Source organism: Paenibacillus sp. E194 (assembly GCF_000935845.1).
GTDB lineage: Bacteria > Bacillota > Bacilli > Paenibacillales > Paenibacillaceae > Paenibacillus_B > Paenibacillus_B alvei_B.
Genome location: NZ_JMDX01000009.1, coordinates 18,590 through 32,666, shown reverse-complemented (window position 1 = coordinate 32,666; position 14,077 = coordinate 18,590). Strand labels below are relative to the sequence as shown.

Annotated in this window: 10 protein-coding genes; 8 read left to right on the top strand and 2 right to left on the bottom strand. The window is 45.2% G+C overall.

Annotation, left to right across the window (positions count from 1 at the left end):
• The first annotated feature begins 24 nt into the window (after window positions 1-24).
• On the top strand, window positions 25-1,500 hold the full coding sequence (locus tag AZ66_RS02505; protein WP_044353453.1) for a serine hydrolase: 1,476 nt from the start codon (window positions 25-27) through the stop codon (window positions 1,498-1,500).
• Window positions 1,501-1,564: 64 nt separating this feature from the next.
• Here the strand turns inward: AZ66_RS02505 and AZ66_RS02500 are convergent, their stop codons facing one another.
• The gene (locus AZ66_RS02500) at window positions 1,565-2,251 is read right to left on the bottom strand and encodes a M50 family metallopeptidase (RefSeq protein ID WP_331436880.1); all 687 of its coding nucleotides are present in this window, start codon (window positions 2,249-2,251) and stop codon (window positions 1,565-1,567) included.
• Window positions 2,252-2,700: 449 nt separating this feature from the next.
• Between AZ66_RS02500 and AZ66_RS02495 the strand changes: the two genes are divergently transcribed.
• From AZ66_RS02495 to AZ66_RS02470, 6 genes are all read left to right on the top strand, one after another.
• Complete coding sequence (locus AZ66_RS02495) at window positions 2,701-6,678, top strand: S-layer homology domain-containing protein (protein ID WP_044353452.1); 3,978 nt, start codon at window positions 2,701-2,703, stop codon at window positions 6,676-6,678.
• Between the two features lie 262 nt (window positions 6,679-6,940).
• A complete protein-coding gene (locus AZ66_RS02490; protein ID WP_044353451.1) occupies window positions 6,941-8,113 on the top strand; it encodes a LolA family protein in 1,173 nt (390 codons plus the stop codon).
• 224 nt (window positions 8,114-8,337) lie between these two features.
• Window positions 8,338-9,546 (top strand): alanine racemase, encoded by a 1,209-nt coding sequence (gene alr / locus AZ66_RS02485; protein ID WP_331436879.1) that lies wholly within the window; start codon window positions 8,338-8,340, stop codon window positions 9,544-9,546.
• Between the two features lie 262 nt (window positions 9,547-9,808).
• Window positions 9,809-10,090 (top strand): CopG family ribbon-helix-helix protein, encoded by a 282-nt coding sequence (locus AZ66_RS02480; RefSeq protein ID WP_019422582.1) that lies wholly within the window; start codon window positions 9,809-9,811, stop codon window positions 10,088-10,090.
• Between the two features lie 3 nt (window positions 10,091-10,093).
• Window positions 10,094-10,444 carry a type II toxin-antitoxin system PemK/MazF family toxin gene (locus tag AZ66_RS02475; protein WP_019422581.1) on the top strand — a complete coding sequence of 117 codons (351 nt, stop codon included), beginning with the start codon at window positions 10,094-10,096 and terminating at the stop codon, window positions 10,442-10,444.
• A gap of 295 nt (window positions 10,445-10,739) precedes the next feature.
• Entirely contained in the window at window positions 10,740-12,938 is a 2,199-nt protein-coding gene (locus AZ66_RS02470) for a Tex family protein (protein WP_442950266.1), read from the top strand.
• Between the two features lie 241 nt (window positions 12,939-13,179).
• Here the strand turns inward: AZ66_RS02470 and cmpA are convergent, their stop codons facing one another.
• Window positions 13,180-13,299, bottom strand: a complete 120-nt coding sequence (gene cmpA / locus AZ66_RS31170) for a cortex morphogenetic protein CmpA (protein ID WP_021254410.1) — start codon at window positions 13,297-13,299, stop codon at window positions 13,180-13,182.
• 266 nt (window positions 13,300-13,565) lie between these two features.
• Here cmpA and AZ66_RS02465 point away from each other — a divergent pair, with 266 nt between their 5' ends.
• A complete protein-coding gene (locus AZ66_RS02465) occupies window positions 13,566-14,045 on the top strand; it encodes a SprT family protein (protein WP_044353447.1) in 480 nt (159 codons plus the stop codon).
• Window positions 14,046-14,077 lie beyond the last annotated feature (32 nt).

The following is a 14,077-nucleotide window of genomic DNA, read 5'->3' as shown; positions in this document are numbered from 1 at the left end:
GATGCTAAAGAGGAGTGTACATCCATGGTTCACACAAAGAAGGCAACAGAGCTCTTGTTAGGCTTAGATACACTAATTGTAGAGCAATTGGAGATATGGAAAGTACCCGGTTTATCGCTCGCAATTGTGAAGGACGGAGAGATAATCTTGGCGGAAGGATTCGGTTATCGGGATGTGGAACGCAAGCTACCTGTTACACCAAATACGATGTTTGCCATTGGCTCTTGTTCGAAAGCATTTACTGCAATGGTAGCCGCTCAGCTTGTAGATGATGAGAAGCTTGAATGGGATACACCTGTGCGCACGTATCTCCCTGACTTTGATATGTACGATTCGATGGCAGCGGAGCGAATTACGATGCGAGACATGTTGTGTCATCGTACCGGCTTGCCGCGGCATGATAATATGTGGTACGGCTCTTTCTTGACTCGCGAGGAGATAATCAAGCGAATCAAATACCTCGAGCCTAATGTCGATTTCAGGTCAACTTGGCAGTATAACAATATTATGTATACGGCTGCTGGATATATAGCAGGGCATGTAGCGGAGTGTACTTGGGAACAGCTTGTTCAAGAGCGAATATTGGATCCATTGGAAATGAAGGAGAGCGGCTTTTCCGTGAATGAGTTGAAGTTGCATGATAATGCGGGAGTTCCCTACATCGAACAGGAGGGGCAGCTTCGAGAAGTTGAGTATCGCAATTTCGATGCGATTGGACCTGCTGGTTCTATTAATAGTACAGTCATGGACATGAGTAATTGGTTGATTGCTAATCTTGAAAATGGAGCTTTCAAAGGGAAGCGTATTATTTCAGAGAAGAATCTTGTGACCTTACATTCTCCACAAATGTCTTGCCCACCCATGTTGCTCGGAAAGAAGGAGTTTCCATTAAGCTGTTATGGATTGGGTTGGGGATTCGAATCATATCGTGGATACCGCATGCTTCAGCATGGGGGTGGCATCGACGGATTTACTTCGCACATCTCTTTCCTACCCGATGAAAGGATCGGCATTGTTCTGCTGACGAACAGACAAGGTACCATGCTTCCTACATCTTTAGCATTGACTGTCTATGATAGGCTTTTGAATCTTGATCCTATTGAATGGTGCGAACAACTCCGTGGGGATATTCAGAAATGGGAAGCACAACGAAAACAAATGGCAGCCGAAAGCGCTGCATCAAGAGGAGAGGCCGTGTTGGTTTCTTCAACCACACTCCAGAGGTATGAAGGACACTATGAGCATCCGGGATATGGAATCGTAAAGGTTCAAGTCGTTGAGAATGGACTTCAGGCTGATTTTCATTTAGGCTGTTTTCGAATGAGTCAGACTGGGGAGCATGTATTCACGATACATTCAGAAATGTTGGGGGTAACAGCGAATATAAAATTTGCTGCCGACGAGGAAGGGAATATAATTCTGCTAAGTGCTCCGCTCAATACAGAACCCGGTGCAAAAGATATTACATTCAGACGAACAAAAAACTCATCGATTACATAAAGAAAGGAGCTTCCCAGCATGGTTGATACAATCATACTGGGAAGCTCCTTTACGATTAGAAGGGTCACATTTTTCCTCTTCGTGTGCCATGGAACAAGATGCCCATTGATACTCTTGCGCACCATAGCGATATAGCGGTAAACAGCAGCGCCCACACGATGGCTGGAATATAGGTAACATGACTGAGATTCGCAGCATCTCCTGCCCCACGTGGCATGTTCATGGACAAGTAGACAAGATATGCGGAACTTATGACCGATTCCACGAGACAAATGAACGCAGATAGTAAATAGTAACCGCTCCGAAGCCACGGAGGTGCGAACTTCCAGATGAGGCCTGTCAGTACGACGAAGCCAGCGCACCACATCATCCCGTAACCATTACGGACAAATAGAATCAAGCTGATGAGCGCTAAGGACGCGATAGCGATCAGTCCAGCGGCTTCTTGCTTGCGAGCATGCAAATAGAACAGCAGTACAGCAAATAACGAAGCGCCGATGTAACCAGCAAGGGAGATCGGAATGGCCTTCCACGTCGACGTATAGGCAGAATAAGTAACGCCGCTCTGATTACTGAATAAATGAATGTACATCACTTTGCCTGAGAGTACTAGGGTCATAAGGGCATGAGACAGCTCGTGAATTAACGTATCCACATTGCGAAAGAAGCTTGAGAACGGGATGAACCGCGTCAAGCAAGCGGTAGCTACAATAAATAAGATAACTTTTGTCCAAGAACGGATGACAATCACTTCCTTCTATGTTGACATTCTGAAAAGAAAAAATGATCATGAACACTTGTATTTCCAATTACATACTATTCTACAGCCAACGGTACAATACTTGCTACCTTTCATTTTGGATTTCAATTATGTCTTATTTATGAATATGCATATAGAACTAGTGAAAAGCGTAAATGATAGTTCAATAGTATGATACTATATTATTACAATTGTATGTTCCAATCTATTTCAAGAAAGTGAGAAGCTCTTTCATTCTATAAAATATGAATACATGATCATTATTTTAATAATGCTATGTGCTCTATTTATTTTAGATTATCTCTACGGTACGCTGCTTTGCTGAAGATTGTGAACCCACAGTTGTGAAATTGTTCTCATTGAATGAAATAGGATATGTAACATATATTTTGGTTGTTTCAAAGAGAATAGTACATATATCAACTAGGGAGAGTAAAAACGTGAGTAAACCAACGAAGAAAGTAATGTGCATTATGCTAGCGTTGATAATGACGCTATCGTTAATCATGCCAGTGTCTGCAGCTTCATTTAAAGATACTCAAGGGCATTGGAGTCAAGCTTCCATCGACAGATGGAATGAATACGGAGTGATAACTGGAGATAGAGAATCATTTAGACCAGATGCTCCCGTTACAAGAGCTGAATTTGCAAGCATCTTAAATAATGTGATGAAGTACATTGAAAAAGAAGAGAATCGTTTTACTGATATAGAGCTTGCAAAATGGTATTCGGATTCGATGATAAAGTTACATACGGCAGGTGTAATGGAAGGGGAGAACGGCAAAGCATTCCCCCAAAGAAATGTAACGCGCCAAGAAGCGGCTGTGTTGATCACTAAGGCTTTTAAAATCGAAAAAAAGGATATGGAACATATAGCATTTACAGACGAAATGAACATAGCGGATTGGGCTAAGTCATCGGTTCAGGCGCTTGTAGCTAAAAAAGTCATCAACGGTATGCCAGATGGTTCTTTCAGACCACAAACCCATCTGACTAGAGCAGAAGCGGTAACCATTCTTGATCATTTGATGCAGAAGTTGATTGTGAAGCCAGGCGAGTATTCGAATGACGTAGCAGGGAATTTGGTCGTCAATTCGGCAGATGTTGTATTAAAAAACATGAAGATATCCGGAGATCTCTATATCGCGCAGGGGGTAGGCGAAGGAGAGGTTACTCTAAATGATGTAGAAATAGCAGGAACTGTCTATGTATTCGGTGGCGGAGAACACTCCATTATTTTTAATAATGTTGATGTAAAAGGTGCTTTAGTAGTTAATCGCTATCATGGAAAGGTACGTATACTGGCAACCGGTAGCACTTCCGTATCCGTTACCACATTAGAAACCGGAGCGATCCTGGTAACGAAAGAACTTACTGGTGGCGGTTTCGAGGTTGTTGAAATACCGGCTGATGTTGTTGCAGGCCACCAAATTGTTCTCGACGGGAACTTCAATAAGATCGTAAATCAATCTGAAACGGCTCAAATTACCGCTAACGGGAAAATTAAAGATTTAGTAGCTGAGGCCAATACGAACATAAAAGGCAAAGTGGATGTCAGCAAGGTAACATCCGCGAGCGGTATAAATGCAACGATTAACGATAAAGCAATTCAGGTGTCTGATAAAAAAGAAAATGCAAACAATGAGAATAAGTCCAGTAAGGAAAGTCATTCAAATGATCGAGATAATTCTAATTCAAATGGTGGTAATACCGACAATCACAATGTATCTGTAAGCGGCATCTCCATTAATGAAAAAAATGTATCATTAACTACAGGGGAATCCCGGCAACTAACAGCAACTGTCGTACCGAGTAACGCCACAAATCGCAAAGTCATGTGGCAAGTGGAAGATGGAAGTACAGATGTTGTCACAATTGATGGCACTGGCCTTATAATTGCAATCTCAGAAGGAACAAAAACGATTAAAGCCATAACAGAAGACGGCGGGAAAATAGATCAAATCTCTGTAATAGTCACACATCCTTCGTTATCTTTCTCAGTTGCCAAGTATGAAGGACAGGTAATTGATCCAAGCGCACTGATCGATCAAGCGATAATTTCAAACAGTTCTTATATTTCAATTAAGGAAGTCAAGAAATCGGTTTATAAAAAGAACCATTATGAAGCGATGATCGTTGCTGATAAGGCTATGGCACAATCAAAGGATCCGGCAGGTAACTATACGTATATTACCGTTACTCTAAAGGATAATCAGGGTGCTGTCATCAGAGATACAGCGGGAATTTCGGTAACAGGCTCAACTTACGCACCGGTATTCGGCAGCGAACTATCGGAACCGTATAAGGAAGGTAGCTTCGTTCTCAAAATAGATGCCGGACAACCAGAAGCGATTAAACGTATTAATTTGAATGTTACATCGAACGGATATGCGGACACCACGTTATCCATTATTTATATCCCTGAGGGAACGGCATATCTTACAGGAATTGAACCAGTAACCGGAGATATTAAAATCGGCTCTCAAATTACGGCAGGTAAGGTGCATTACGAAGGTGTTCCCGTTAATAGCTCTCTATTGTACAAATGGCTACGAGCCGATAGTGAAGATGGAACATACGCGGAAATCATCGGGCGCACAGATCCTGTATACACGTTGACGGAAGAAGATAGTGGAAAATACATTCGGGTAGAAGTTTCTGCGGATCAAACAGCAGTTGGAGGCAAGGCAATAAGCGCTCCGTTTGGGCCGGTTGAAATATTGCTGGATGCAAACGCAGTATTTGCTGCTATAGAGGCATCCTTTATAGCGAAAAATAAGGATCAGAATAATATCATTGCTAACTTAAACTTGATGAATTCCATGAGTGAGTTCCCAGGTGCGGTTATTTCATGGAAATCCAGTGATGAATCCATTATTTCGCATGATGGAATTGTTACAAGGGACGATAAAGACGATCGTTTCATTACGTTGACGGCTACGCTTAGCGGCAGTGCTTCAGGGACGAGAGAGTACAAAGTAATCGTCAGAGCAAAAGGAACTGACCATGTAGATCTTTCGGGCTTTATCGATCCGTATTTTGCGGATGGTTATCCGCAAGCTTATGTGAAGGATGGCAAGATTTCTGTTCGATTTAAGTTAAATGCGCCTGCAGAAGTGTATATGGTCGTTAATAGTTTGAATGGCCATATTGAACCTGATGTGCAAGCTGTCATGTTGGGGTCTACGGGGAAGAATGGCAGAGTTATTGATGTTGATGAATGGCCATATTTCAAAATAGATAGTTCCCAAGTAAATCAAGCTATAGAATTTGATACAAAGGCAACATTAGCACGTTCTTCCGTCAGAGGCGCACGTGTAGATTTTGTAATTGTGGATCGCAGCAAAGGTTACCAATCTAGTACAGTGACAAGTATTGTATTTGATCCGGAAACAATGGATGCTCTTGATACTCGAGCACCATTTGAAAGTGGGACGTTTATTAATAAATCTTTGGATTCCATATTTATTTATTATGATGAACCTCTGGATTTGTCGAGCACTCCAAGCAGTACAGATTTCAAGTTGAATTACGGCACGATTAATAGGGTTTCATTATATAACTATAATAAAGCAGGTTTTGCTTCTTCCTACGTTAAGCTGGATGTATCTGGAGTACCAGAAGTAGAAAAATATAATGTGAGACTTTCTTATAAGGGGAAGGCCATTCAAGATATTTCCGATGCAAGAAACCAAGCCCGACAATATGAAGCAAGTGAAGTGAAATATATCGAGGAAAAGATTGAACAGGCAACGATTAGCTCGGATAGAAAGTCGATGAGTCTTACCATATTACCTGGTTGGAATACTGACCTATCGAAAGACTCATATGATGTATCAAGATTTATGATAGATGTAGAAGGTCACGGAAGTTTCAATCCTATTTCTGTACGATATCGTGGTGTGCTTACTGGTTTGAGAGCTGATCTGAAATTTGATAAACCATTACCTAACGGAGTAGCTACTATGAAATTTAATACTTCTTCTTTTAAAAATTGGGCGATGGATGAGTTTTTCGGGGAAATTGTGTCCCAACATATCAAAGAAATACCGGAACCAGAAATTCCTTCTGCAACGTACAGTTCAAGTGAAGGAGTACTTAAAGTAGCTTACGCTACTGACTTCGAGTTGAATCGTAGTTTAACGTCAGCTGGACTCGTGATTAAAGTAGATGGACTAGAGTATCCACTTAGAGGAAACATTGTTGGAAATTATAATCCAAGTGAGAAAAATGTATTTAGCATCAGATTAAACGAGAAGTATTCTTGGGTATATAAGAATGCTGTAGATAATGGACTGGACGTACAAATTAAATATTCTAAGTTGAATGGAAGTCCTGATGATTCACACTACATTTCTGATGCAGCAGGAGCACCTGTTCCTGATTTTACTTACGTTCCAGTAACCAAGTTGCCTTAACTAAATAGGCAGAAACGAAAAACCATCTCTAGCTAAAAAGCGAAAGATGGTTTTTTGTTGAAGGAAAATATCATTTGCCTAGAGATTAAACCTTTACTTCCATGCTCAAAAAGTTGAATTTACAACTAACGCCCTTGAGAAAATTCATTTTAAGTGCTTGTCATGCTAGTCTGCATAATCGGCCAAGTTCCTACATAGACATGTTATCAGTGATGAGGAGTACACCGAATCGAAGAATATTGATGTCAGAGGGGATGATCTCATGCGTCGGATCACATGGGTGTTGGCCATCGTGATGAGCGTAGCAATCCTAGTAGCTGGATGCGGCAAAAAGGATGCGACCGCGGTGGTTCAAGATCTGGACAAGGTAATGAGTAAATTGGAAAGCTATGCAGGCATCGGCACGATGACACTGCACTCGGGTCAACAGCCGCTTGAATACCGGGTTGAGGTATGGTATCAGAACCCGTCGTACTACCGGATTGAGCTGAAGAATGAGAAGAAGGATATTACGCAAATTGTGCTTCGCAACAAGGAAGGCGTATTCGTCCTGACACCAAGCTTGAATAAAATCTTCCGCTTCCAGAGTGATTGGCCAGAGAACCAAGGACAAGTGTACTTGTATCAAACGTTAGTACGAAGCATCCTGTCTGACAACGCTCGTCAGTTCACAGCAGATGGTGAAGACTATGTATTTGAAGTGGCGGCTAATTATCAGACTGACTCTTTGGTTCGTCAGAAAATATGGTTGAACAAGGATAGCTATGCACCGAAGCAAGTACAAGTGAGTGATTCAGATTCCAAGGTCATTGTGGAAATGAAGTTCAATCAATTCGACTTCGGCAAGAAGTTCGAGCAGGATTCCTTCGATATGCAGCGCAATATGACGAGTATGAAGAACGCCGCGCTTCCAAACACGACTGTCGAGGTAGATAAGCTTCCAACAGGCGAAACGAAGGAAACGAATGCTCAAGTGGACAATTCGGAGCATCCAGACAGTACAGAGCCATCATCGGGTACGACAGAAGGAACAGGTTCGGAGACGACAGGCTCTGATGCTGGAGCAAATGATCGCAGCAATGATGAAGCTGAGCTTGGGCCATTTGGAATTATTGAGCCATCCTACTTGCCAGAGGGGGTAGCGAAGAAGGATGAGCCGGCAATTCCAGACAGCAAGGAGCATGCTGTAGTGATTCGCTATACAGGAACGTATAACTTCACCCTTATGGAATCCCGTCCGAAGGATATGGAGACAGGGCTGCCAGTTGGGGAAGGATTGAATCTTGGCTTCACGGTCGGACAGTTGTCGGGCGAGGAACAAAAGGCGCTTACCTGGATGTATGATGGCGTCAAATATCGCATCGTCAGCGCAGACCTCCCGACCGCTGAGATGGTGAAGATTGCACAATCATTAGTTGACCAGCCAGGAAAATAAGATCAAATCTCTAATCACGCGATCCGTATTCATGTACAGGGAATTCGGATCGCGTTTATGCATGTCAGCTTGTTCAAGAGAAGAAACGGATGATTCTGACTAGCTATGCGGTTATTTCCTTAGAAAAGGGTGGTAATCACGGTCTCCGTTGGTTGACAGTCTTCCTGACGGCAAGTAACATAGAATACTGACGATTGAACGGGAGAGACGAGGAGACGGAGAAGGTGGTTGACTTGGATACGTATTTTCGCCCGACGCGCGCAGAGATTTCATTAGATGCATTGCGCCGGAACTTGCAAGCATTTCGCAGCACAATGACAGCTTCGACGAAGCTGAGTGTATGTGTAAAGGCAAATGCATATGGACATGGTTCGATAGAAGTGTCTCGCGCGGCAGAACAATTTGGTGTTGATTATTTGAATGTAGCGTTCTTGGAGGAAGCAATCCAACTTCGCCACGCAGGCATCCATACGCCAATATTGATACTCGGATATACGCCGCCCGAAGCAATAGAAGCGGCATTTCGATATGATATTACATTGAATATATTTTCAGAAGAATGCGTGCAGGCGCTGGAGCAGCAGGCTTCTCAATGGTCTGCCAATCACGCCGGTCGCATATTGAAGGTTCACGTCAAGATTGATTCGGGTATGGGGCGCCTAGGGATTCGCAGTCCAGAGGATGCGGTGCGCACGATTAACCGTTTAAGAGCGATTCAAGGAGTCGAGGTAGAGGGACTGTTCACTCACTTCGCGACAGCAGATGAGACGGATAAGTCGTATGCGCAAGTGCAGCGTGATCGTTTCCTAACGGTTGTTAATGTCCTGAAGGAACATGGGATTACGATCCCGATCGTCCATACCAGCAACAGTGCGGCCGCGATTGACATGCCGAGTTGGGGCGATCAGATGGTGCGTGTTGGCATCAGTCTGTATGGACTGTATCCATCCGCTGAAGTCAATCAGCAGAGCATTGCACTGGAGCCGGTTCTTAGCTTAAAGAGTGCGGTTAGCCACAGCAAGCCGCTTCCTGCTAATGAAGGCGTTAGCTATGGGGTCAATTACCATACAGGAGATGGTGAATGGATAGCTACGATGCCGGTAGGCTACGCAGACGGCTATTCACGCCTGCTGCAGCGTAAAGCCTCGATGCTCATTCGAGGACAACGTGTACCGGTAGTAGGGAATATTTGTATGGATCAGTGCATGCTGTCATTGCTGCCATTAGGTGAGGCTGCTAGCACTATTGGAGCAGGTGAGGAAGTTGTGCTTATTGGCCGTCAAGGCGAGGGATGCATTACAGCAGCCGAGGTAGCAGAATGGTTAGGCACGATACATTATGAGGTCACATGCATGATCTCCAACCGTGTACCGCGCGTATATATCGACAACGGGCAAGTCGTAAAGGTGTCGAATCCGCTCCTGCTTGGATAAATAATGCAGGTTGCAGTGCCGCGTATCCAATAATTCGGCATTTGGAACCATTTACCGCGAAACTTTTTGCGGAACTTGAAGGATTTTGGTGTCCCAAGGGCGAATGAAATGGAGAGGCTCTCTGGGGATGTTGTTGAGACGAACTTGTTCATGATGCAACATACTTCGTCTGCATTGGGCATATATATTCTTTTGTATAAATTTTCTACGGAATCGACATAATGGTAACTAGGCAGGAAAGGTTTTGGGGGTGCGAGGACAGGTGGCAAATATTCAGAACACCAAACGGATCATGATCAGCTTGCCCGACCAATTATTACAAGAAGTGGACGGCATCGTCGCTATGGAGAAATCCAATCGGAGCGAGTTCATCCGACAAGCGATGAAATTATATTTGAACGAGCGCAAGAAACGGCACATTCGTGAATCGATGCAGCGTGGCTATATGGAAATGGCGAAAATCAATCTCACAATGGCATCGGAGGCTTTTTATGCGGAAGAAGATGCGGATGGCACTCTCGGCCGTTTGGTTAGTGGGGTGTAAACATTGATTGTGAAGCGCGGCGACGTATTTTTTGCGGATTTATCGCCCGTCGTTGGTTCGGAACAGGGAGGGGTTCGACCTGTCCTCGTCATACAGAACGATATTGGCAACCGATTCAGTCCAACGGTGATCGTTGCGGCGATTACAGCCCAGATCCAGAAGGCGAAATTGCCGACCCATGTCGAAATCGATGCGGAAACCCACGGCTTTGACCGTGATTCGGTCATATTGCTAGAACAGATTCGTACGATCGATAAGCAGCGTTTGACGGATAAGATAACGCACTTGGATGAGGAAACGATGCGCAAGGTTGATGAAGGCTTGCAAATTAGTGTGGGCTTGATTGACTTCTAGATACGATATTGAGAATGAGAAGAACGGGGATTGCCTCGTTCTTTTTTGCTATGAGCAGAAATAGGGATACAGCTCTATCCCTTTGTGAATCGGGTCATAACGATTTGTGACCTTTGCGCTGGAAAATAAGGCTCAATTTTGCGAAAATAGAGAGAGCAGAATGATAAGGCATCAATCTAAGAAAACCGTAAATGTCGGACAAGTGCCGGCGATATCTAATATCTCGAATTCTTCGATGAGGGTTCGGGTTGCAGAGAGGATGTAACGAATGGCAGGACAAGAATCCGTTATCGATATGACAGCATTGGAACCCTTGCTAGAACAGATGGCTGCGGAACAGCCAAAACGACTGCGCAAGCAGCTTATAAGCGAATTATCACTGAATCCGAAGCAGGTAGATGCAACTATCAGCTTATTGGATGAGGGCAATACGATTCCATTTATCGCGCGATATCGTAAGGAAATGACTGGAGAGCTGGATGAGAACCAGTTGCGCGCACTCGAAGAGCGGCTTGCTTATGTACGCGGGCTGGAGGATCGCAAACGTGAGGTGCTTCGTCTGATTGCGGAGCAGGGCAAGCTGACAGCGGATCTGCAGCAAGCAGTTGTAGGAGCTTCGAAGCTGCAAGAGGTAGAGGATTTGTACCGTCCCTATCGCCAAAAGCGGAAAACGCGGGCAAGCGTGGCGAAGGAGCGGGGGCTTGAGCCGCTGGCAAACTGGATCCTGACGTTCCCGAAGCAAGGCAGCGCGTTAGCGGAAGCCGCTTCATACGTAAATGAAGAAGTGGGCGTTGCAACCGCTGAGGATGCGGTGCAGGGTGCGCTTGATATTATAGCGGAGATGGTGGGTGACGAGCCTGCTATACGAGCCTGGGTTCGTAAGTTTACATTTGATCAGGGCATAATTCGTACCGAAGCGAAGGACAAAGAGCAGGAATCGGTATATGAGATGTACTATGTGTACACGGAACCGGTTCGCAGGCTGCCTTCTCACCGGATATTGGCGATTAACCGCGGTGAGCGTGAAGACATCCTGAAAGTTGCGTTAGATGTGCCTGTAGAACAGGTACATGCTTATATGGAGCGGAAAGTGATTCAACGCGACTCTGTCGTCACTTCCTTATTGAAGGCGACGATTGAAGATGCATATAAGCGATTAATTGCACCGTCGATTGAGCGGGATGTACGCAATGAGCTAACTGACAAGGCTGAGGAGCAAGCAATCCAAGTATTCGCACAGAACTTGCGAAGTCTTCTATTACAGCCGCCAGTAAAGGGGAAGACCGTATTAGGTGTCGACCCTGCTTTCCGGACAGGCTGCAAGCTGTGCGTGGTCGATGATACAGGCAAGCTGCTGGAAGTAGCAGTAACGTATCCAACAGCCCCTCACCATAAGGTGGCAGAGGCTGAGCAGACGTTCAGCAGACTCGCAGACAAGTATGGGGTTGAGTTGGTCGTAATCGGCAACGGAACCGCTTCTCGCGAGACCGAGCAATTTGTTGCAGATTGGTTGAAGTCCCGTCCAGGCGGTGGAGCTGGCATCCAATATGTAATCGTCAATGAGGCTGGCGCTAGTGTCTATTCGGCTTCTAAGCTAGCCCAAGAGGAGTTTCCTTCTCTGGATGTTGCAGAGCGCAGTGCAGTATCGATTGCTCGTCGGATGCAGGATCCATTAGCGGAGTTGGTTAAAATTGAACCTAAGGCTATTGGAGTTGGCCAGTATCAGCATGATGTGGCTCCTAAGCGGCTGGAGGAGAGCTTGGGCGCCGTTGTGGAATCGGCAGTTAACCATGTTGGTGTAGATTTGAACACGGCTTCTCCGTCCTTGTTGTCTTATGTATCAGGCATCAATGCAACCTTGGCTAAGAACATCGTGAAGTACAGGGAAGAGAACGGGAAATTTACGGTTCGCAAGCAACTGCAGAAGGTGCCACGTCTGGGACCGAAGGCATTTGAGCAATGTGTAGGATTTCTTCGTATTCCAGATGGGGATCTTCCTCTTGATAAGACGCCGATTCACCCAGAGTCGTATGGAGTTGTCGATCGGCTGTTCGCGCTCATGGGACTTCGTGCGGAGGATATTGGGACAACTGCGTTAACACAGGCACTGAGCGGGGCGAATATAAATGAGCTGGCTGAGAAGTTAGAGGTAGGCACACCTACACTGAAGGATATTATCGACAGCTTGCTGCGTCCGGGCCGCGACCCGCGCGAGGAGTTAGCGCCGCCTATATTCCGTACAGATGTCCTTCAAATTGAGGATTTGAAACCTGGTATGGAGCTGAAGGGGACGGTTCGCAACGTTATTGACTTCGGTGCATTTGTTGATATCGGCATTAAGAATGACGGCCTTGTGCATATTTCTCAGCTTAGCGACCGTTTTGTGAAGCATCCGCTTGATGTTGTCTCTGTTGGTGATAATGTAACGGTATGGGTACTGCAAGTGGATATGAAGAAGGGGCGCGTCGGTCTTACAATGAAGGCTCCGAAGTAATAGAGGGGTAAAAGCGATAGAACGAAAGCAGTAAAACAATATATGTAATACATGCAATCGTAAAATAGAAACATGACGGTAGCATAATTGCAACATGACGAAAGTCCCCCGATGAGGAAATCGGCCGGTCTCACACCTTGTTATGAGACGCCGTTCGTTCATCGGGGGTTTTTGCCTATATGCGATGATGATCTAAGGCCTGACTTTCTGCTTGTGCAAGTTGCGCAGCGTGCGGAGCCATTTACGTATGCGCACGCGGCTTCGAACGGTAAAAAAACCAACACTCATTTAATAGCTTAATTTGACGGCGATCCTTCTTATTGAAGGCGCGCATTAGCTGATTGCATAACCATTGCGGCATGAGTATCCCTCCTTCGGCGGGGACGAGAGAATCGTCGTTGTAACGCTATCATATGGGCGTTGGCCGCATTTGGTGCAGGTCCGCAATCGTCTCTGCAAGTATCTCTACAGGTATCACTGCAAGTTTCTCATAGGAATTCATGCTCCATTCTTGTTGTTGTAGGGAACAACCTTTCCCGATACAATGTAGGCATACCCCGAAGGCAACTTATCTCGAACAGGATTAGAAATAGCAGACTGAGACGAAGAGGCGAAAGGGGGATGAAGATGTCAGATGAACAGCTGCAAGCATGGATCGAACAGGTTTCGCTCCGTGATTTCGGGAAGCCTTTTCGGCATAAGGCACGTTATAATTCGCGACTGAAGTCAACAGGAGGACGCTACTTGCTGCGCTCGCATGACATTGAAATCAATCCGAAGCAGCTGGAGCAGAATGGTCTGGAAGAAGTTGAACGTATTATTAAGCATGAGCTCTGTCACTACCATCTGCACTTGGAAAGGAAAGGGTACAAGCATCGAGATACAGATTTCAGACAGCTGCTGCAAGCAGTTGGAGGATCTAGATATTGCAAATCGCTGCCGGATGTTGCCCGCAACCGTCAAATGCCTTATCGATACCGCTTGGAATGTGTACAGTGCGGACAAGCTTATATGCGCAAACGCAAGGTGGATGTTCGTAAGTATGCATGTGGTCGTTGTCACGGAAAATTGAAGATGCTGCAGATGACCGAGCAGGTGGAGAAATAATGTTCTGCCATACGTACAGCAATGATGTTCAG